This is a genomic window from Pseudidiomarina terrestris, assembly GCF_030466405.1.
Taxonomy (GTDB): Bacteria; Pseudomonadota; Gammaproteobacteria; order Enterobacterales; family Alteromonadaceae; genus Pseudidiomarina; species Pseudidiomarina terrestris.
The window spans coordinates 108,243-129,119 of sequence record NZ_JAGGJF010000005.1; the positions used below are offsets into that span (position 1 = coordinate 108,243).

Annotated in this window: 19 protein-coding genes; 12 read left to right on the forward strand and 7 right to left on the reverse strand. The window is 50.5% G+C overall.

From position 1 onward, the window contains the following. Positions 1 to 75 precede the first annotated feature (75 nt). A complete protein-coding gene (locus J6J34_RS10225; RefSeq protein ID WP_301898976.1) occupies positions 76 to 1,914 on the reverse strand; it encodes a long-chain-acyl-CoA synthetase in 1,839 nt (612 codons plus the stop codon). Positions 1,915 to 2,019: 105 nt separating this feature from the next. Between J6J34_RS10225 and J6J34_RS10230 the strand changes: the two genes are divergently transcribed. Together J6J34_RS10230 and J6J34_RS10235 are read left to right on the forward strand one after the other, a co-directional pair. Then, positions 2,020 to 2,508: a TspO/MBR family protein gene (locus J6J34_RS10230; protein ID WP_301720547.1), complete on the forward strand. Its 489-nt coding sequence runs from the start codon at positions 2,020 to 2,022 to the stop codon at positions 2,506 to 2,508. 81 nt (positions 2,509 to 2,589) lie between these two features. Beyond that, the gene (locus J6J34_RS10235) at positions 2,590 to 2,964 is read left to right on the forward strand and encodes a BON domain-containing protein (RefSeq protein WP_301898977.1); all 375 of its coding nucleotides are present in this window, start codon (positions 2,590 to 2,592) and stop codon (positions 2,962 to 2,964) included. Positions 2,965 to 3,051: 87 nt separating this feature from the next. On the opposite strand, the gene J6J34_RS10240 is transcribed toward J6J34_RS10235, so the two are convergent. Further along, positions 3,052 to 4,521, reverse strand: a complete 1,470-nt coding sequence (locus tag J6J34_RS10240; protein WP_301898978.1) for a protein adenylyltransferase SelO — start codon at positions 4,519 to 4,521, stop codon at positions 3,052 to 3,054. A 96-nt stretch (positions 4,522 to 4,617) separates the two neighbouring features. Next, complete coding sequence (locus J6J34_RS10245) at positions 4,618 to 5,502, reverse strand: LysR family transcriptional regulator (RefSeq protein WP_301720543.1); 885 nt, start codon at positions 5,500 to 5,502, stop codon at positions 4,618 to 4,620. A gap of 122 nt (positions 5,503 to 5,624) precedes the next feature. On the opposite strand from J6J34_RS10245, the gene J6J34_RS10250 reads away from it, so the two are divergent. From J6J34_RS10250 to J6J34_RS10260, 3 genes are read left to right on the forward strand one after another with little or no spacing between them, the layout of a single operon-like run. Further along, positions 5,625 to 7,052, forward strand: coding sequence for an NADH-quinone oxidoreductase subunit L (locus tag J6J34_RS10250; RefSeq protein WP_301898979.1), 1,428 nt, complete (start codon positions 5,625 to 5,627; stop codon positions 7,050 to 7,052). After that, positions 7,049 to 9,394 carry a putative inorganic carbon transporter subunit DabA gene (locus tag J6J34_RS10255; RefSeq protein ID WP_301898980.1) on the forward strand — a complete coding sequence of 782 codons (2,346 nt, stop codon included), beginning with the start codon at positions 7,049 to 7,051 and terminating at the stop codon, positions 9,392 to 9,394. Before J6J34_RS10250 ends, J6J34_RS10255 begins: the two co-directional genes overlap by 4 nt. Beyond that, a complete protein-coding gene (locus J6J34_RS10260) occupies positions 9,391 to 10,335 on the forward strand; it encodes an L-threonylcarbamoyladenylate synthase (protein WP_301898981.1) in 945 nt (314 codons plus the stop codon). The genes J6J34_RS10255 and J6J34_RS10260 overlap by 4 nt, the downstream gene beginning before the upstream one ends. Here J6J34_RS10260 and J6J34_RS10265 read toward each other — a convergent pair. Next, positions 10,303 to 11,373 carry a S66 peptidase family protein gene (locus J6J34_RS10265; protein WP_301720538.1) on the reverse strand — a complete coding sequence of 357 codons (1,071 nt, stop codon included), beginning with the start codon at positions 11,371 to 11,373 and terminating at the stop codon, positions 10,303 to 10,305. The two genes, J6J34_RS10260 and J6J34_RS10265, sit on opposite strands and share 33 nt — an antisense overlap. 133 nt (positions 11,374 to 11,506) lie before the next feature. On the opposite strand from J6J34_RS10265, the gene J6J34_RS10270 reads away from it, so the two are divergent. After that, complete coding sequence (locus tag J6J34_RS10270) at positions 11,507 to 12,922, forward strand: M14 family metallopeptidase (protein WP_301898982.1); 1,416 nt, start codon at positions 11,507 to 11,509, stop codon at positions 12,920 to 12,922. Here the strand turns inward: J6J34_RS10270 and J6J34_RS10275 are convergent. Next, entirely contained in the window at positions 12,915 to 13,379 is a 465-nt protein-coding gene (locus J6J34_RS10275) for a hypothetical protein (protein WP_301898983.1), read from the reverse strand. The genes J6J34_RS10270 and J6J34_RS10275 overlap by 8 nt on opposite strands. A gap of 168 nt (positions 13,380 to 13,547) precedes the next feature. Between J6J34_RS10275 and J6J34_RS10280 the strand changes: the two genes are divergently transcribed. From J6J34_RS10280 to J6J34_RS12520, 6 genes are all read left to right on the forward strand, one after another. Then, positions 13,548 to 13,898 (forward strand): BON domain-containing protein, encoded by a 351-nt coding sequence (locus J6J34_RS10280; protein ID WP_301774244.1) that lies wholly within the window; start codon positions 13,548 to 13,550, stop codon positions 13,896 to 13,898. Between the two features lie 92 nt (positions 13,899 to 13,990). Then, entirely contained in the window at positions 13,991 to 14,530 is a 540-nt protein-coding gene (locus tag J6J34_RS10285; protein ID WP_418055286.1) for a DUF924 family protein, read from the forward strand. Between the two features lie 460 nt (positions 14,531 to 14,990). Further along, positions 14,991 to 15,890, forward strand: a complete 900-nt coding sequence (locus tag J6J34_RS10290; protein WP_301898985.1) for a GOLPH3/VPS74 family protein — start codon at positions 14,991 to 14,993, stop codon at positions 15,888 to 15,890. A gap of 28 nt (positions 15,891 to 15,918) precedes the next feature. Then, complete coding sequence (locus J6J34_RS10295; RefSeq protein WP_301898986.1) at positions 15,919 to 16,716, forward strand: nuclease-related domain-containing protein; 798 nt, start codon at positions 15,919 to 15,921, stop codon at positions 16,714 to 16,716. Positions 16,717 to 16,754: 38 nt separating this feature from the next. Continuing rightward, positions 16,755 to 17,351 carry a cold shock and DUF1294 domain-containing protein gene (locus tag J6J34_RS10300; protein ID WP_301898987.1) on the forward strand — a complete coding sequence of 199 codons (597 nt, stop codon included), beginning with the start codon at positions 16,755 to 16,757 and terminating at the stop codon, positions 17,349 to 17,351. Positions 17,352 to 17,699: 348 nt separating this feature from the next. Further along, positions 17,700 to 17,930, forward strand: a complete 231-nt coding sequence (locus tag J6J34_RS12520) for a GntR family transcriptional regulator (RefSeq protein ID WP_418055287.1) — start codon at positions 17,700 to 17,702, stop codon at positions 17,928 to 17,930. Positions 17,931 to 18,239: 309 nt separating this feature from the next. On the opposite strand, the gene J6J34_RS10305 is transcribed toward J6J34_RS12520, so the two are convergent. Together J6J34_RS10305 and J6J34_RS10310 are read right to left on the reverse strand one after the other, a co-directional pair. Continuing rightward, positions 18,240 to 18,671 carry a DUF4160 domain-containing protein gene (locus J6J34_RS10305; protein ID WP_301898988.1) on the reverse strand — a complete coding sequence of 144 codons (432 nt, stop codon included), beginning with the start codon at positions 18,669 to 18,671 and terminating at the stop codon, positions 18,240 to 18,242. Between the two features lie 105 nt (positions 18,672 to 18,776). Next, positions 18,777 to 20,486 (reverse strand): hypothetical protein, encoded by a 1,710-nt coding sequence (locus tag J6J34_RS10310; protein WP_301898989.1) that lies wholly within the window; start codon positions 20,484 to 20,486, stop codon positions 18,777 to 18,779. Positions 20,487 to 20,877: the final 391 nt, after the last annotated feature.

A 20,877-nucleotide genomic window follows, 5' to 3' on the forward strand; every position in this document is an offset into this window, starting at 1 on the left:
TGTAGAAGCTTTTATCCTAGTCAGATTTCGGTAAAAAACAACTTAAACAGACCTTAGATGAGTCAGTGATGAGCGTCAGAGTCGCAGTTTACCCGAGTGAATCAACCCATAAATTTGTTCATCGAGGGGCTGATAGCCCTGGTTGGGGTCGACCAGCACGTACAGGCGATCGCTGATATCGCTGAGCGAAAAGCTTTCTTTTTTTAACTGACTCTTCTTCACCTTAAAGGTGGTGGTGACGTCATGGCTGTCGCGCAAACGCACAAACCTTGGCAAAGCGTAGTCAGGCAGTTTCGACTTCAGGTGCTGATAAAAAGCGCTGGGATTAAACTCGCGGCCTTGCTGGAGAATGACTGACACCATCCCGGCACGGCCTTCGGTGTGCGGAACTTTAACGCCATAAACCACAGCTTCAATGACATCAGCAAAAGTGGTGATCTGTGCTTCGACCTCGGTGGTGGCGACATTTTCGGACTTCCAGCGAAAGGTATCGCCCACCCGATCGACAAAAGCAATATGACGGTAGCCCTGGTGGCGCACCAGGTCACCCGTATTGAACCAGCAGTCACCGGCAGCGAAGACATCATTACAAAGTTTGGCACGGTTCGCTGCTTCGTTATGGGTGTAGCCATCAAAAGGCGCCCGGTCGGAGACTTCGGTAAGCAACAAGCCCACTTCACCTTTTGCTACGCGTCCTAGGCGCCCGTTGGCATCCCGTAATGGGGTTTCATTTTCAAAATCGAATTGTACGACGGCATAGGTCATCGGCGAGAAGCCAACAGTTCGTTTTAGATTAAAGGCATTCACAAAGGCAACATTGCCTTCGCTGGCCCCGTAAAGCTCACATATGCGCGGAATCGCAAAGCGCTCTTGAAACTCGTCCCAAAGCTCGGCGCGTAAGCCGTTGCCGATGACCCCGCGAACCGGGTTACTGGCATCCTCGGCGTGGGCAGGCTGCTGCAATAGGTAGCGGCAGAGCTCGCCCACGTATACAAAACAGGTTGCGTTAAAACGTTTGATTTCGCCCCAGAACTGGCTTGCGCTAAACCTGTCCGACAGTGCCAGGCTGCTACCGTTTAAGATCACTGAGCTCAAGGCGATGGAGAGCGCCGTGTTGTGATACAGAGGTAAGCTGTTGTAAAGGGTGTCATCGGTTTTCAGTCCCATCGCCATGCTGCCAAAGCCGATGCCTGCTTTGTACCAACGTAAGTGGGTCATAGCCGCAGCTTTGGGCAGCCCGGCGGTGCCTGAGGTCAACACATAAAAGCAGTTATCGCCAAGCGGCAAGGACGCGGTTTGTTCAGGGTTTTCATCGCGCCTGGGATCGATCAAAGAGTTGATGGCAATGTAACGTGCTGTGGTAGCAGTTAGGTCGGCGTCAGGCGTTAGGCTTAACTGACAGCTGGTGGGGAGCTCGACTTCAATTTCACCGAGCTGCGGAGCAAATTCAGCAGCGGCGATGAGCAACCGCGGTTGGATGACGTTAATGCTATGTAGCAGTTGCTCACCACGCTGCTTATGATTGAGCATGCCCGCAACAGCACCTAACTTATTGAGGGCAAAAGCCCAGGCGAGTTGCTCCGGCGAATTGCGAAATAGTAGTCCCACACAATCGCCACGTTCAATGCCATAGGCATGGAGCGCATGGGCAAGCTGATTCACCCAGCGATTAAATTCAAAATAGGTATAGGTTTTAATAGCAATCTCTGACGCAGGGTCAGCGACCTTTAAGAACACTCGCTCGGGATGACGAGCTGCAGCTCGTTGAAGAAAGTAGCCAGTCGAACCGCGCTGATGCTTCTTGGCCCGCGCAATCTGGAGCAGCGTCACAAAAAAGCGTGGTAAGCGCGGCACGAAGCGAATAAAGGCTCCACCGAGGTCAAAGAATGAAAATGTTGGTTTAGTTTTTGCCATTGGGGTAAAAAACCATCCAAATTGTCCGTTAATTCGTATTCTGTCTGAAATTCACTAAGATAGAAATGCTATGTTGAAAAATAGTCATAAACTAGAGGGCGTTTTATGTCATTAATGAAACAGATTGGCGGTTTACTTGGCTGGCTGGCATTGTCATTTATTGTGGCTGCAATCGGCGGTTGGGGCTCGGCCAATGCGCCGGTTTTCTATCGTGAGCTGACCTTACCGGACTGGGCACCGGCAGCTTGGTTATTTGGTCCCGTATGGACCGCACTGTACACCATGATGGCCATTGCCGCCTGGTTGGTCTGGCGGGAATACGGCTTTACGGGGTTGGCTAAGCGCGCATTACAGGTGAATCTGGTACAACTGGCCCTGAATATGCTCTGGAGCTGGTTATTTTTTGCCTGGTACCTGGGTGCGGTAAGCTTCGTAGAAATCATTCTGCTCTGGTGTGCCATCCTGGCCACTATCGTACTTTACTGGCGTCTAAACAAGGCTGCAGCGATTCTGATGCTTCCTTATCTGGCCTGGGTAAGCTTCGCGATGGCCTTAAATTACAGCATCTGGCAGCTGAATCCTTACGTTTTGTAAGCACTGCAAAGTATCCGTAAAGCACCGACAAAGCTAAAAGGGCTTCACTATAGTGAAGATGAACCTAACAGGAGGTGTTTTATGAAAAACCTACGTATCGCAAGTTTAATTGCCGGTGTATTCACCGCAACACTGGGGTCTGCCGCTGTTGCAGCCACTGTTGAATATGCGCAGCAACATGCTGAAAATGCAGCAAGCTCTACTGAGACCGCAGTGGAAGAGACCAAAGGTTACCTAAGTGACGCCGCGCTCACCACTAAAGTTAAATCTACAATTCTGGCGAGTGACGCGTTAAATGTTATTGAGGTTAACGTGGAAACCAGTAACGGCATTGTGCAGTTGAGTGGTTTTGTTAAGCAAGAAGAGGATATCGATACCGCTGAGCGGATTTCGCGCGGTATTGAAGGAGTAAAAGATGTCAAAAATGACATCAAGGTAAAGACCGAAGCTTCTTAGTTTAAAGTAAAAGCAAGTTCGATCTCTCCCGAGAGGAGCCCCGTACAGAGGGACTTGTACGGGGTTTTTTATGTCGATAAACGCGTATCAGGTGCCGCAGAAGGTGCGTGGGACCGCTTGTTCGGGCGTTGCCGGCTGAAAGAAATCTCCGGCATTGTCCTGTTCGACAAAAGGTGTGCGCAAAACCTCATTCAGTTGATTAAACAACGCCAGCGAACCCTCTTGTACCGCTTCCTCAATCGCCGCTTCAACCAGGTGATTACGAGGAATGTAAGCCGGGTTTATGCGATTGAGTTTAGTTTGTGCACTGCTCATTGAAGCATGCTCAGCCATAATGGCCTGCTGCCATCGCTGATGCCAGTCTTGCCAGGCCTGGCTGTTCTCGAACAAGTCTGCGAGCCGTTTGGGGTCAGAATCACCAAGCAAGCGAAACGCCAGCGTAAAGTCGACCTGCTGTTGTTGCATGAGCTCAAGATAATCCTGAGTGAGTACTTTAGCGTCAGCGTCAGCGCCGGGCAGACCAATTTTTGCTGTCATACGTTGCCAGTAATAGCCCTCATAGATCTGCTGAAACTGCTCTATGGCAGCAGTTGCCTGCTTGATAGCACCCTTAGCATCATCCGTATCATCCGCTCCCACCTTGATAAGCGGCAATAGTGTTTCGGCAAAGCGGGCGAGATTCCAGACGCCGATACCCGGCTGATTCTGATACGCATAACGACCCCGCCGGTCGATAAAGCTAAAGACCGTGGCCGGATCGTAGGCTTCCATAAACGCACAGGGACCGTAATCAATGGTTTCCCCTGAGAGGGTCATGTTGTCAGTGTTCATTACGCCATGAATAAAGCCCAGACTCATCCACTGCGCGATCAGTTGCGCCTGGCGATCGATCACGGCCTCAAGCAACGCTAAATAGGGATCCTCAGCATTGGCACAGTGGGGGTAGTGACGGTCGATGACGTAATCGGCGAACTTCTTCAGTAAATCACGTTCTTTAAACGCCAGCACGTATTGTGCCGTTCCTACTCTTAAGTGACTGGCAGCGACGCGCGTCAATATGGCGCCGGGCAGAGCTTCTTCACGCTGTACCAGCTCACCCGTGGCAACAGCCGCCAGTGCCCGGGTGGTGGGCACTCCCAGCCGGTGCATGGCTTCACTAAGAAGATACTCACGTAGGACCGGTCCGATGGGAGAGCGACCATCACCACCGCGTGAATAAGGGGTACGCCCGGAACCTTTGAGCTGGATATCGTAACGCCGTCCATCGTTACCGATGACTTCAGTTAGCAAGACTGCGCGGCCATCGCCTAACTGAGGCACATAGTTGGCAAACTGATGGCCCGCGTAGGCGAGGGCGTGGGGTTGCGCCCAGTCGGGCACCTGGTTGCCGGAAAAGATCTGTAAGCCATCGTCGCTAGCACGCTGGGCCGCTGGGATAGCCAGTTGCTCAGCGAGCTCATCATTAAAGGCGATCCACTGCGGATTCATCACCGGGGTCGGCTCCACAGCCGCCGTCAGGCGCGGGTCTAAACGCGGGTAGCTTTGCTCGGCTTTCATTACATCTCCTTGCTAAAACGGGCAGTTCGAATCTACCATCTGGGCAGTGGTTATTATCCTAACATTGTTTGCCCAAAAAACGTTGCTGTCTGCTATTCAGGATAGATGCTGTGTTGCCTGGAGCAAGCTGGGAAGCAGTGGATGTTGATATTTGCGGCTCAGGGTAACTGCGTAAAAGTTTTCAAATGAATTGGGTAATTCAAAGCGCTTGCTAAGCAAGCCGGACAGAAGTTCATCGCGCACCACCACGGCTGGCATCACCGCCAAAGCACCACTATCGCGGGCCAGCAGGCGCAGCATGGCCATGTCATCGGCCTCGGCGATAATATCGGGTGCCAGCTCGTGCTGGGTACAGAAGGATTCAAAGGTTGCCCTTAACGGCGAAGCGTAGGAGGGCACCACCCAACGTTGCTCACGGTAACTGGCATCGATCTGAGTGGGTAAGTGGGCCAGCGGCTGCGGTGCGATCACGCTGACCGGCTGGCGGGCCAATAGCTGCGATTGCCAGGCAATTTCATCGTTACTGGGTAACTCATGATTGGTCAGAATGATATCCAGCTGATGCTGCGCTAACAGCTCCTGCAATTCCGGTTGCGGCCGTGCGATCAGTTGAAAGTGCACATCGTTCTGCTGCATCAAGGGTTGAATGAAGGTATCAATAAAATTACGGGACATACTTGATAGCACCCCGATTTTCAGACTCGGCAGAGCAAGCGTGCCTTGTTTCAATAATTGTTGCAGCTCCTCGCCACGCTGAAAAATATCTTCCGCATAATTGAGTACGGTTTGTCCTAGTTCGGTGAGCACCAAAGTGCGACCTTCCCGGGTAAACAGCGGCTGCCCTATGCTATGTTCGAGCTGATTGATCTGTGCCGATAATGCCGACTGAGAAATCGCCAGCTGCTGTGCGGTTGCGGTTAGATTGCCATGCTTTGCAACCCGCCAGAAATAGTAAAGGTGGTGGTAATTCAAACGTGACACAACAAGCCCCCTGCATTAATCGTTCGTTAAAATAGAACGTAACTATAGAATATATGTATTTTATAAATATATTTCAATAGCGCACAATGCCGCCATAACAAAATATGGAAGTTGGAGGCATTATGCGCTGGCGTATTACCGCAAGCATCTTGGCAGTCTTCGCACTGGCTTTTCTAAGTGTCAGTCTGATAACAGGTATGGGGGGCGCAACCGCGTTGTATGGCTGGGGATTTGGATTGACCCCACTGAGCGCAGGTTTTGCCGCGATGATCAGCTTCATTGGTTTTGTGGTGGTGCGCTTTGCTGCCGTACAAATGCGAGACGAGCATGAAGGGGCCCGGTTCCATCGCTGGCTGATGGCGGTACTTATCGCCATCCTGTTCACTGCCGTCAGCGACCACTTTTTGCTGTTCTGGTTGGGGTGGGTCGGTGTCAGTCTGAGTTTGCACCGCTTGCTGGTGTTTTATCCTGAGCGCCCACGCGCGCAACTGGCCGCGCACAAAAAGTTTATTTTTGCCCGCCTGGCTGAAACCTCTCTGGGGGCAGCCCTAGTTGGTTTATGGTGGCAGTTTGACGTGCTCTACATTTCCGAGTTATCCGCTCTGGCGCTGCTGGATAGCCCAGCAACTCAATGGATAGCGATACTGTTGGTCATTGTTGCCTTATTAAAGTGCGCGCAATTGCCGATGCACGGCTGGTTGTTGCAAGTGGTCGAGGCTCCTACCGCGGTCTCAGCACTGCTGCATGCTGGCATTATTAATCTCGGTGGTTTTTTACTCCTGCAATTTTCCTCGTTGCTTACCGATGCACCCGTAGCCCGCTGGCTGTTAGCGATTGTTGCGGGCATCAGTATGCTGGTGGCCGCGACGGTGACCATGACCCGCATCAGTGTGAAAGTGCGCCTGGCCTGGTCCACGGTAGCGCAAATGGCGTTAATGCTGGTGGAGATCAGCCTTGGTTACTACACCCTGGCGGCACTGCATTTACTGGCGCACTCGTGCTACAAGGCCTATGCCTTTTTGACCTCAGGTTCCGCAGTTGAACAACGCGAGCGACAACGCTTCGTGCAACTTGGCCTGCCGCCTTTTGCTGCAGTCATTGGCGGTGTGTTAGCGGTGCTGGGTTTAGTCACAGGCTTGGTCATCAGTACCTTTGAATTTGATTATATTGCGCCCTGGCTAGCGGTGAGTCTGGCGCTTGGGCTGTGGTTGTCGACCATGTTTGAGCGGTTCAGGTTCAGTGAGTTACTGCGGGCACTATGTGCCGCAGTGGTGTGGTTTGGCGTTTATCTCATCGCGACCTGGGCCCTTAGCCAGCAATTAAAATTCGCTCAGGCTCCGTATTTGTGGCAGCTGGATGTCTGGATCTGCACGGTCTTGCTTGGTATCACGGCGGTCTACCTGTGGTTGCTGTATCGGCCTCAGTCGGCGCACAGCAGCCGCTTGTTCGTGGCACTGAACGCCGGGCTCTACCTCGACGAATGGGCGACACGGCTAACCTTGACCATTTGGCCCTTACGCACAACGAACTCAAAAGGAGTCTCATCATGACAGCAATGCCCGCTGAGTGTTTGCAACAGCCTGATCTTGAGGCTTTAGTGGCTGCCGCGACCGCGGAGGTGGCGCCCAGCTGGCCATTGGATCGCAGCATCGCGGTCAACCCGTGGTGGCAGCAACGCGACCGCTCTGTGCAGGACGTCGCCGCGGAACAACAGGCCTGGTTTGGGATCCCGATGCTGATGCCGGCGACGCCAGCTGGCGAAGCAGTGCCCGAATGGGCTGGCTCAGTGGCGGCAGTACAGGATGTGAACCTGCGGCAGAAGGGTGCGCGCGCCTTGCCCTGGCTGACCGAGATTAAACAGCAGATGAGCCAGTTCTGTGCCCTGTGGGCAAGTTATCCAGAACAAGTTGCACAGGATCAGAATATCAACGAGCGGATGTACAAGCAGTGGTTGACGATTACCCGGCAGGATCGCGGTATTCAGTTGTTGCTGAATAATAAGAATGTGAAACGCCAGTTGCAGGCCTTGCCGACCGACTATCAGGCGTTGTATCAGCAGGCGTTGCAGCTGCCACTGGACGAAGCTCAATGGTCCGTTTATCTGCAAGTGCTGCTGCATGATATTTATGGTTGGGCGAGCGTCTTTGCGCAGCGTCGCTGGCAACGCGAACTGGAACAGCAGCCACGGTTCAATGATGAGCTTACGCAGTTATTGACCATCCGCCTGGCCTGGGACCTGGTCTGTTGGCACAGCGTCAGTACTGAAACACGGCAACAATTTGAACGGCAATGGGCCGCTTACGAACAGGTCAAAGCAGAGGTGAAGCAGCAGCAGGCCCCACTTTGGCAGCGTCAGCAGCACTGCGAGTGGCGCTACCAGCAGCAGTTAGCTGCGCAATTGCAGCGCCCTTGTGACACCCGATCGGAGCGCCCGGAAATGCAAGCGGTGTTGTGCATTGACGTACGCTCTGAGCCGATGCGACGGGCACTGGAAGCGCAATCTGAGAGTATCCAGACGCTGGGTTTCGCCGGCTTTTTCGGCCTGCCCGTCGAGTACCAGATCAGCCCCGGCTACAGCAAACCCCAATTACCAGGCCTTCTTGCTCCACAATGGCAGGTGTGCCAACCGGATGATGCGGAGAGTCAGCGTAAACACATCGAAACCTGGCGTTCAGCGAGCTGGCACCGGGCCCATGAAAGTCCCGCAGGGGCCTATGGCTGGGTTGAAATGAGCGGCCTGACCAAGGCCTGGAAATTATTAAAACGTAGCCTTACCTATAAGCCACAGCGTCGGGTGGCCAGCCCGGGTATGAACCAACAGGCGTGGCAAATCAGCCGCGCCGGTCAACCTGAGAGCGCGGCGGAGTTGGCTCAGCTTGCCGCGAATGCGTTAAAGGGTATGGGGCTTACGGCTAACTTTGCGCCGCATGTTTTGCTGGTGGGGCACAGCGCCTCAACGCGTAACAATCCCCATGCTGCCAGCCTTGAATGTGGTGCCTGCGGCGGGCAATCCGGTTCAGCAAATGCCCAGGTGCTGGCTCAGATCCTGAATCAAAACGAGGTGCGCGCGGTGCTTTCAGAGCAACACGGGATCACCGTTCCGGCAAGCACTGAGTTTCTGCCAGGCTTGCACGATACCACTCAGCAGCAACTCAATCTGTTGAGCCCCTGCAGTGACGACAAGCTGCAGGGTTGGCTCGAAAAAGCCAATACGCAAGCTCAGCGCGAACAACTGCAGCGGTTGTCGCCCGGATCACATAAAGACGATCAACAGACCTGTTCCGTGCAGTTGCAAAAGCGTGCGGGCAGCTGGGCAGAGGTACGTCCCGAGTGGGGGCTGGCGCGCAATGCGGCAATTATCTTTGCACCACGCGCCGCCACCCGGAACTGTCATTTCGATGCGCGTGCCTTTCTCCATGATTATCACGCAGAGCAAGACCCGGAACAGCAGATCCTGACCCAGCTGATGACAGCGCCAATGGTAGTCGCCCACTGGATTAATATGCAGTACTACGCCTCAACGGTAGCGCCACAGCAGTTCGGTAGCGGTAATAAATTATTGCATAACGTGGTGGCAGATGGACTAGGAGTCTTTGAGGGCAATGGTGGCGATATCCGTATCGGCTTATCCCGACAATCTCTACATGATGGCGAAAACTGGTACCACGAACCACTGCGGCTGACAGTTGTTATCGCTGCCAGCCAAACAGCGATTGACCGGGTGATCAGTGAACAGCCAGTGGTGCGGCAGCTGATCGACAACGAATGGCTGTATCTGTGGCAGTGGCAACCCGAACAGCAACTCCAGCCGCAGCAACGTAGTGCCACTGGTTGGAAACCTGTAGAGGATTCGCAACAGGCAATGAATTCAAAAAGAGAGGAAAGAGCATGACGCTGGTACTCCAGGCTGACAACGATACACATCTTCAGCACGCCGGACGGCTGCTGACCCTTGGTGGCATCGTCGCAGTTCCGACTGAAACCGTTTACGGTTTGGCGGCAGATGCGACCAATACTGACGCTATTCGTAAAGTTTACGAAGCGAAACAACGCCCGCAGCAGCATCCGGCGATCGTGCACATCGGCAGCATCGAGCAATTGCCGGACTGGGCGAGTGAACTCCCGGATGTTGCTTATCAGCTGGCCGAGCAGTTTTGGCCGGGCCCATTAACCTTGCTACTAAAGCGGCATCCGCGGGTATCACCCTTGATTACTGGTGGTAGCCACAGTATTGCCGTGCGGCTGCCAGCGCAGGTGCAGTTACAACAGTTGCTCAAGCAACATCGGTTGGGGGTGATTGCGCCCTCGGCGAATATGCACCAGCAGCTGAGCCCCACCACCAGCGCGCATGTACTGGAGCAACTGGAAGGTAAAATTGACGCGGTGCTCGATGGCGGGCGCTGTCAGGTGGGTATTGAATCGACCATTGTCGATTTGCGCGATATTGACAATGGTATACAGATACTACGACCGGGTCCTGTTACCGCCAGGCAAATCGGTGGCGTGCTGAAGCAGAAGGTGCATGCGCCTGCGGAACACGATGTTGCCGTGGCCGGCAATATGGCCAGACATTATCAGCCAAAGGCGCAATTGCGGTGGTTGCACAATCCTGAAGAGGCCAAAGGTGGCGTCATTTTAGTGCGCAAAGTACGTCAGGACTGGCCTGCCGGACAGCAAGAACTGGGGGCCACACCAGCGCAGTACGCGCATGCGCTGTACTACGCTTTACATCAGTTGGATCAGCAGCAGCAGACCATCATCTGGCTGGAACCCTTACCTGAAGGTGAAGAGTGGCAAGCCCTACGCAACCGGCTTGACCGCGCTACCCAGTAGGCTCAGCGTGGCAGCATCGGCGTCCAGTTCGACCACATGACCCACCGGCAAAATATGATTGTCGCGAATGTGGCCAAACTGAGCGCCGGTGTAGGTCGGTACGCCGAGTGGCTTAAAGTAGTGTTCAAACACCTCGTGCAAGGTGAAACTGCCGAAGCCGCCACCTGGGTCGCACTCGGTACAATGGCCGAATACAATTCCGGCCACATCATCAAGATGACCGGCAAGTTGCAGCTGCGATAAGAAGCGGTCGATGCGATAAATATTCTCGCCGACATCTTCAAGCATCAGAATCTTGCCGCTTAAGTCCGGGAAATAAGGCGTGCCACACAAGCTGGTGAGCACCGTCAAATTACCACCAACCAGCACACCTTGCGCTTTACCACTGTTCACTGTAGTGGTGCGGTTGGTCATCATGGTCAGGGTCTCTTCTTTTTCTTTGTAATTGCGCATGGTTGTGGCTTTGCCTGCCATGATCACATCTTTGAATTGCTCGGACTGAAAGTCGGCCCAATAGGAATAGCCGTTCGGACCATGAAAAGAGACCATGCCGGTTTTTACATAAAGCGCATTCATCAGTGAAGTGATATCGCTGTAGCCCAGCAGTACCTTGTTATTTTGCTTAATCATATCGTAATCAAGCAACGGCAGAATACGGTTACAACCCCAGCCACCGCGAACGGCGATAACCGCATCGACGCTATCATCGGCAAAGGCCTTATTCACGTCCTCCGCGCGCTCTTGGTCCGTACCTGAAAGGTAACCATGGCGGCCGAACACGTAGTCACCAAGTTGCACCTTGAAGCCGAGTTTTTCGAAGGTTTCTTTGGCAATGATGACATGATGGCGGTCTTGCACGGCACTGGCTGGTGCAACCATGCGCACAGTATCGCCGGCTTTCAAAGCTTTGGGCAAGCGACCGGCATTCAAGGCCGACGAGCCGGCGGCAAAAGGCGACGCAGCAAGCTGTGCAGGAGACATAAATTGTGTTGCAACCGCTCCAGCGGCCAGAGTTTTCATGAAAGATCTGCGATCCATGACAAGGTTACCTTTTATTAGTCTTAGATTTGGGTCTGTTGAACTTGTGATGGTTGACGCAGTTTGGCGTCAACGGCTACTCTCAATCCTAGTAATAATTTATTAGTAATTGAACCCTGAGAAGCAATAAAAAATGAAAAAACTTAGTTTACCCCTTATTTTCAGCGGCTTTATTGCGGCTTCCGTCATGTCCGCAACTACGCTGGCGCATGATCCAAAAGCTCACAACGAGCACAATCATAGCCATCATCATGATGTTAAGCTCGTCGCCGGATTAGACAAACAGCAAATTCGTTTTGCTGATATCGAGCCCTTTATTGAGCAGATCAAGCAAAACGATCTGTTTCGCACTGAGCAGGTCGGCAGCTCTTATCAGGGTCGGCCGATTTACCGGATCAGTGTCGGCGAAGGCGATACCGTCGTGTTCATGTGGTCACAAATGCACGGTGATGAGTCGACAGCGACGCCAGCTTTGTTCGATTTGATGGAAAAAATTGAGAAAGACGAACAGTGGCGCGAAAGCTGGGCCGATGATATCACCCTGCATATGATTCCTATGGTCAATCCGGACGGTGCAGAACTTGCGCAACGGTACAACGTTCAGGGCATTGATGTGAATCGCGACGCCATGGCATTGCAAACGCCAGAGGGACAGGTATTAATGGCACAGGGCAAAGCCCTGCAACCCGATTTCGGCTTTAACTTGCACGACCAAAGCCGTTATTACGAAGTTGGCAACACCGGTAAAACGGCAACCATTTCAGTACTGGCACCAGCCTATAACCATGCCAAGGATATTAATGATAGTCGTGGCCGCGCGATGAAACTCATCGGCGATCTGGGTGCGGTAACAGAGGCGATGATCCCGGGCCACGTCGGTCGCTATAACGACACGTTCGCGCCGCGAGCTTTCGGTGATAACTTCTCCGCGATGGGGATTAGCACGATTTTAATCGAATCCGGTGCCTACCCGCAGGATCCGAATCGCCAGAAGGCCCGTGCGGTTAATGTGACGATGTTGATTCGCGCACTCGACAGTATTGCCAATGAGGCCTACGCGGACGTCACGCTGGAGCCTTACCACAAGATTCCGATGAATAATTCGAATAGCTTTAAAGATGTGATTTTCGACGACGTGCAGGTGGTGGACGGTGAACACACTTACCGTATCGATATCGGCATCAACCGCAGCGCAGATGCGCGTCGCAATGGTTCGATTCGAGAGGTTGGTGATTTATCAGTGTTTCCAGCGTTTGTGCGCCATGACGCGCAGAATCTAACCTACAAAGCGGGCAAGGCGTATAGCGTTCCGGCGAAGGGCCTGACGTTGTCACATCATGAATATTTGCAGTTGCTGAAAGAGGGTTTTACCCACTTTAATGGTGACGCCGATAAGCTGAATATCAGCACCCACCTACCGGTTTTGGTCAATCCGCGGTCGATCCCTGGATCACGCCCCCAACAAAGGCAGAATGCCACCTTCCTGTTACAGCAACAGGATGAGGTGGTCGTTGCCGTGTTGGCGGGGGTGGTCATCCAGTTTAATTAATGCTTCCAGGCGGTGACTCACGGTTGCCGCCTTTTTTCTTCTTAGACGTTTTCTTTTCAGTACTCTCTTCAGTACTTGCTTCAGTACTTGCTTCAGTACTGTCTTCAGTACTTTCTTCAGTACTTTCTTCGGTCCGTTCGGCACGCTGCTGGACGACGTGGGCCGCTTCATGAGCAGCAGCTGCTGGCTTAGCGTCATCGTCTGCGGTGGTATCGAGCACGCTGTCATCGTCTGAATCCGCATCGATAAAGTCAGGGTTATCATCGTTTTGACCAGCAGAGAGGTTAAGCTTGGGCGTGGTTTTATCCATTCTCTTCATTTTTTTCTTCGGGGGGTCTTCGCTTGCTTTGGTCTCAGTTGACTCTTTTGATTGAGTTGCGTCCTGTGTTTGTGCAAGGACGGTTGTCGCGCTTAATGCAAACGCAGCGGTAATAAAAATAGATAGAATTCGGTTCATTTGCTTGCCTCCTTTGGCATGGTGTCACCTTATAGGTTTAGCTCATGTACAAAAATTAACCTAGTCCTGATGGAGTTAAGACTGTGCAAAGCGGCTTTATATTCTTACTCAGCCAACTATAGTTATAGTGGAACAGCAATTTTTTTACTCGAAATGAGGAGGAATCTCATGAAGATAAGAAACGTATTTGCATCGTTAGCCTCAGTGTTCGCGCTAGCTTTCGGTACTGCTGCCGTAGCGACAACGCCAATCGAGCCAGCCGCACAGGCGACGGAAGTTGCGACCCAGGACGGTGGTGACCATGTCAGTGATGCGGCGATTAATGCCAAGGTTCAAAGCAAACTGATGGCGCTCGAAAGTGCTGCGCAGGTCACTGTCGAAACGACTGGTGGTGTGGTTACCTTAACCGGCGAAGTCCCCACTCACGACGCTTATATTGAACTTGAACGGCTCGCTCGCGATACTGAAGGTGTAGTAGGTGTGCGTAATCAGTTGAGCGTAAAGGAAGAAGCTAACTGATAGAGCTGGCTGATGAAATTAGCCAACGTAGATTGTGTCCATAAGCCCCATGCTTCTCATGTTGCATGGGGCTTTTTGACAGGGAGATGATGATGAATGCAACTACTGTTTTGGACTTTTGGTTCAGCGAACTGTCCGCGAAAGACTGGTTCAGCAAAAATGACCAGTTAGACAAGCGTATTGCCAATCGCTTTGGCGAGGTGCTTGCAGCTGCAAAGGAAGGGGAATGCTGGCAATGGCGTGAAAGCGCGCGTGGACGGCTGGCGGAGATCATCGTACTCGACCAATTCTCCCGTAATATTTATCGTGACTCCCCAGGCGCCTTTGCGCAGGACCCCATGGCCTTAATACTCGCCCAGGAAGCCGTTGCACTGGGAGTCGACAGGGAGTTAAAAGCCGCCGAGAAAGCATTTTTGTACATGCCGTACATGCATAGTGAATCGTTGGTCATTCATGAACAAGCCCTGCGGCTTTACAAGCAACCCGGCCTTGAGAATAACTATGATTTTGAGGTGAAGCATCTGGATATTCTTAAGCGTTTTGGCCGTTATCCCCATCGGAACGCAGCTTTAGGGCGCACCTCCAGCGCTGCAGAGCAAGAATTCCTGGTGCAGCCGGACTCCAGCTTTTAATCCTAAAAAAGGGGGGAGAACCGAACCGGGCAAACACCGGTCGCGGCTAAGCGCCATGATTAAATCCGCCGCAATCCATCGGATCTCAGTCTGATGCGCTCTTCTATTACTAAGTCTATCAGTGGTTCTAGCTGCGACTCTTTCAACGAAACCCCAGCCTACGTTTAAAAATCACTTAGGCACCGACTTAGCTATGAGTCTATGGTGGTATTTTAAAATTCGAAAAATAATGCACCAGATTTGCGGCATTATTTTGCCCTTGCAGCATAGTTGGCGCAGCAGGGCGTTTTGCATCAAACTCCTAGCTCATCTTGAGAGCTTCGGTTTGGTGTCCTGTTGCTCAGTGATTGATGACTTACAGAATGTTACGTTTTTCGGATGTCGGGAATCCAGGCTTATGGGGTAAGCTTAGATTTTAACCAACTGGCATGGGTAACAGTGAGTAACAGGGAGGTGAGTTGTGACAGCGCAGGAAAGCGAAGTCGATCTAACGACTCAAGTTGCGCGTGAATGCGCGCGGCAGCTGGGCTATTTATTGCAACACGAGCGAGCTGGAAATGGATTAGACCAAACTGAACTCGCTGCCCAGGTCCGCGCAATCGTCTACGACAACAAAAATGGGAAGAATTTTATGCATACTGGAACCCCGACTACTGAACAGCCGCTGAAGCTTTATGAAGCATTGATGCTATTGGCGCTTTGTGAAGAGAAGGGCACCATGAATGGCGCTTATATCAATTACGGTGTGGCCGCCGCCATCCTGGCTGACCTGCTGCTGATGAAGCGCATCGAAGTGGATGCCGAGAATAAAGACAAAGTGCGGGTGCTCGATGACGCACCGACGGGTGACCAGGTGTTTGACGAAGCCCTCCAGAAGATGGCCACTGCGAAACGTCGTGGCAAATTGAAAGACTGGGTGATGCGCGTAGGAGCCATTCCTAAATTGAAACATAAAGTTGCGCAGGCATTGGTGGCGGACGGTATTGTTGAGCTGGAAGAGAAGAAGGTACTCTGGTTGTTTACCAAGCGGGTGTATCCGGAAGTGAATCCAGCACCGGAACAACATCTGCGGAGCGAGATGCGGCGGTTAATTCTTGATCGACCGCTGGAGATTGATCCACGAATAGCGGTCATTGTTTCCTTAGCCAAAGGCGCTCGTTTATTGCCGCAGGTCTTTAGTAAAGACGAGTTGAAGTCGAATAAAGAGCGAATCGAACAAGTGGTCAACGGAGAGTTATTAGGTCAAACAGCAAAAGACGTTATCGCTGCCGTTGAAGTTGCAGTGATGATGGCCGCAATTATGCCGGCAATTATGGCTGCCAGCACCAGCGCAGCCACCAGCGGCTCAAGCAGCTGCTAACAGTTTAGTTGTGATGGAGAATAAATAAATGGATGTGACCGCGGTATTGTTTGAGCACGCGAATGACTTGCTGCTTACTTATGGCGGCTATGCTGTCGCGTTGGCGGTACTGGCTGCCTTTTTCAGCTCGGCATGGTTTAAGGGAAAGCTGGGTGAATTTCTGGTTAACATGGCGGCGTATTTCCGTCTGGACCATGATACCTATCATTTGATTAAAGATGTGACCCTTCCGACGGACACAGGAACCACGCAGATCGATCATATTATTGTCTCCGTCTATGGCGTTTTTGTGGTGGAAACCAAGTATATGAAGGGGTGGATCTTCGGCGCAGAGAAGCAGAAAACCTGGACCCAGAAAATCTATCGGCATACGACCAAGTTTCAGAATCCTCTACATCAGAACTACAAGCACGTTAAAACGCTGCAGTCGCTGTTAGAACTCAGTGATGAGCAGATTCATTCGGTAGTAGTGTTTATCGGGAATAGTGTGTTTAAGACTGCTATGCCTGCTAATGTGGCCTATGGTGGTGCTTATATTTCCTACATCAAAAGCAAAACCAAACTGGTGTTGAGCAGCGATCAGGTGTTTCAGCTGAAGCAACAAATCGAGCAAGGACGCTTGGAGCGTTCGTTCAAGACGAACCGTGACCATGTGCGTCACGTGCGCGAAACGCTGAACACCAAAGCCAGCGTTGCAGGCAATATCACTTGCCCGAATTGCGGCGGCGCGATGGTGTTGCGGGAGAGTAAGCGTGGAGAAACGGCCGGCCAGCAATTCTGGGGCTGCGGCGCGTACCCGAAATGCCGGGGAATCGTGCAGGTTTAGCATGTTTCTTCTAGACATTACCTATACCAGGAAGTCTGATGATGCGTAAAAAAGGAACTTTGATTAAATGGAAAGCAGAGCAGGGCTATGGTTTTATTCGGCCTGCGACCGGCAGTAAAGAGATTTTCGTTCACATCAATTCGTTTGTGAAGCGCAATCGCATTCCGCAAATTGGTTGCGTACTCGAGTACAAAGAGCAACGACAGCGTGATGGAAAAATGCGTGCTGTTGATGTCAGGTATAGCAACGCCAGCAATTTTACCTTCAGTTATTCTCTCACATTCGCGATTGTCATTGCGCTCATATACTTAGCAGCAATCTTCTACTACGCGTTCATCGATAGAATCTGGTACGGCTATCCATTTATTGCTGCAGCGATGAGCGTTATAACTTACATGGCCTACGCACGCGACAAGTATGCCGCTGAAGCGAGTCATCGTCGCACTGCCGAGAGCACTCTACAATTGCTCGCCTTAATTGGCGGTTGGCCCGGCGCACTTATCGCTCAGCAGCAATTCCGCCACAAGACTCGTAAATTTTCATTTCGTGTGGTGTTTTGGCTGGTAGTGCTGGCGAACCTTCTGTTTGTTTGGTCTGCGATTGTGGGGCTGAAGGGAATTCTTGAGTTGGTTTGATTGACGTTTGGCAGTGTCCGCTAAGTGCCAATTGTGGACATTCAAACAAATGTGTCTTTTGAGCATGGCCTGAGCAATAACGTATAATGATATAATACTGGAAGTTTGTTGTAACCTTTCACAAATGTACATATTTCGTAAAACAAAGGTTTTAACCTAGCATTCATACCATGAATGGCTGTACATAATTTTATAACCAAATCAAACTGGACAGACCAGTAAGGTGTTATATACTTTTATTGTCATTAAACTTGGCTCCCGTCCAGATAACTGGACGGGAAACAGGGATAAGCCCTGCGACTTGAGAACTTTCAGGATAGCTTGTTCCTTTATATTAAGGCAATAGATATGCTGACACATTTTTCTGGACTTCAAAATAAGTACACCCATTTGAAAGATCTAGTGTGCTACATAAAAGGTACTTTTAAGGTGGGTGAAAACCTACCTTCAGAGAGAGACCTAGCAGATATTACTGGATACCCTAGGTCAACATTAAGAGAGTCATTAATTCGACTTGAGTGCTTTGGCTTTATTTCCATAGAGCATGGAAAACCGATGAGTTACATAAAGGAACTGTAGACTCTAATGCAGGGGTCATTAGGCCCCTTCAGTTCAATCTATGTAGTCGGAAATATGGGTAATAACCCTCTGAGTCAGATTAAGGGAATCTTTTGGGATCAAAGGTGGCACCTAATAATTGGCTGTCCGAGCTAGTATCTAAGCTTCGTGTTAAACACACTGCAAATGCCAAGAATTAAAATCCACATAACGGTCAAAGCTGGTTTTTAGTTCGTGAGTGGCTGCTCGGTGCCAAGAGCGGATGTTAACTCCAATATTCAGCGGACGGATTGGAAAACCGCCGGAGCCGGAACGTACAGCAATTACTGGTCAGTTGCCTTTGTAGAGGCCCACTGTGCAGTTCGTTGGACGTGTTGAGTTCCAGGCTGCAATAAGCAGCGGTTTTGCTTTCCGGTGCCATAACTCAATTTTCTTTCTGTCGCTGTTATCAACTTTACCCTCCAAAACCGCGCAGTTCGCGATGGCGAAGCTCGCATCAACGTTGGGCGATTTCACATGGAAGTGAGGCGGAGGATGCTCGTTTGAGTATACTTCAATCTTCAGGCCATTTACTCGCGTTACGAGCTGCCTAATCTCTATAAGAAATATTTCTCCATCCTCTTCCCACACATTGCATGGGTTATGGAGAATCGCCTCTAACCAAGCTGCATAATCTTCAAAAGACCTCAACCTCTCTGGATCAACATTGTGGAACCAGGGCGTCTCTTTAAGCTTTTCGATAGGTATTTCGGATAACTTCATTCCCTTTCACCTAACGCCCTAGGCAAACTGCCGATGCGGAGCGCAGTATAGTTTTATCCTTAGTAGCACTTTGTTGTATATTTTTGACATATTCCAATTGCCCACCTATTTTGACAGAATAAGAATATCTCGATTTGGCTCGCGGTCTGCGAGCGATGCATGCGTTTTTACTAGTTGCATATTTTCAGCGTCGTAAGTAATGCTTCCCATTAAACAAGCCTCAGCAACGGTTGGATGACTATCATGCAAAGATACATAGTTATTCTTTACCCATCCAAGTATGGCTTTCTTTAATGGTTCTGTGTTGCGGTCTCGGTGTGAAATACTACTTAATCTAAAACCCAAACAATTAAGACTAATCCCCAAATATCGGGCGGCCTTAAAAGATTTCAAGTTTTCATACTTATCAAACTCAATCACTTCGTCATATATTAGGCGACGTAGTTTATGGGCGATAACTCTTTGAGACTTGCTCTCACGAAAGCCACTTAAGAACGCACTCCATACTGTATTGTATTGAATGTTCCAGCATGGCCACCATGGCTTTGTGACTCCAGCTGCATTGTATATTATTTCTGACATTAGTTCGGCCACGCGATCATAAATATCGAGGGGAATATGTTTCTTTGCGGGCTTCAAGTGTTTGACAACAATTTCTTCCTCATATTTCTCAAGAAGCTTTATGAGGTCTGACGCAAAACGCACACATACTCGTAGCCTCTCGTGTATGTCTGTGTCACCGTCCTCTGCCCCATTCAGCCTGTAGACGTCCGAGCATGAGTGCTTAAATATTTCGAATGCGCGACAGAGTGAGTATGAGTGTTCACACCACATCTTTTTATCCAACATGTCAGCGTATGTAGTCAAGACTGCACGGGCGTACGCTTCCAGTTGGGATGAAGTCCAGTCACGTGTCAACTCATAATCAACATCAAGTGGTGAAGAACGGAACTTTATTCCAAGTCCTTCTACTAATTTATACGAACCAAAAATTGCTTTTGTGAAAGGCTTTAGGTCACCAAATAATCCAGATTGATATCGATTATCTTCATGGTATAGGTTAGAATCCGAATGCTTAATTGCTTCAGTAGATATGTTCTTTGCAAAATGCCCAATTGGCGCATCATATATATTATCGTTAACTGCCGCTTGAAATAATCGGATTGCTGTCCCAGGTGACGCGGCCACGACATGTCTACAAAACTTTCGATTTCCAATCATCCACATGATGTCAGAGGCATAATTACCTGGATTTGGACTTATTGTTTCTCCGCGCTCCTGTCGATTTAGCTGTTCATTAAATTCAGCTCGGTACTTGGCAAAACTCTCTATCAAGCTCTCTGCCGACCGACTAACTTCAGTGGCGATAACAGGTAACTCAGAATCAGAGCCCCGAAGGAGGTAGTTGAATAACACGTGCCCGTATCTTTTTGCATTCCATTTGGAGAAGATAGGCGGTTTTAGAAAAGCGAAATAAAGCCAAGCCATTGAGATAGTCAAAAAAACTGCAGCGAATAGACCTTGAATCACACCGTAAGTTAAATGCGGTACGTAGACAACTGGCCACCCCTGCGCGACCCAAAGGTCAGCTATCAACGTCCCAAAACCGATAACACCGATAGCCCAAAAAGTAATTTTAGGTAATGGTAGAGGGGAAACGCTGACGCGAAAACGGTACTGTACGTCAGCAATTGTGAAAACGATTGCTAGTAGAGCGAAGGCCCCAATAAATTCTGCAAACCCGAAGAAATCTGTACCTGTCTGTCCGGTCGCGCGAATAAGACACATACCAATAATTTCATATGAGCAGTCCATAGGAGTCACACAGCCATTTAATATTCAGTCATAGAATGAACCACTCCATATCGACAATGATTTCTCGATTGGATGTGCGTTTAGAATAGATTGGGACACAATATCTAACTTTAATTTTTCGTTATGCCATTGACTGTAAACAACTTAAATGAAGAACGCAATAAAAGCCGCAATATTGTGGTGGTAAGCGTACCCTGCCTGATTAGCATCAACCAAGCTTACTCATGACAGAGAGGGGACTTGCTCGCTGAATTAAGCCAAAAGCCCAATGTCCGTAATTCGCTCAAAGCAGCCTGACTGCCTAATGCCAAAAGTGAAGGTTATCGCCCGAAATAACCGGTATGGTTTAGTTCATCCTGCGCCATAGGCGCGTAGTTTATTGACTTGTTAG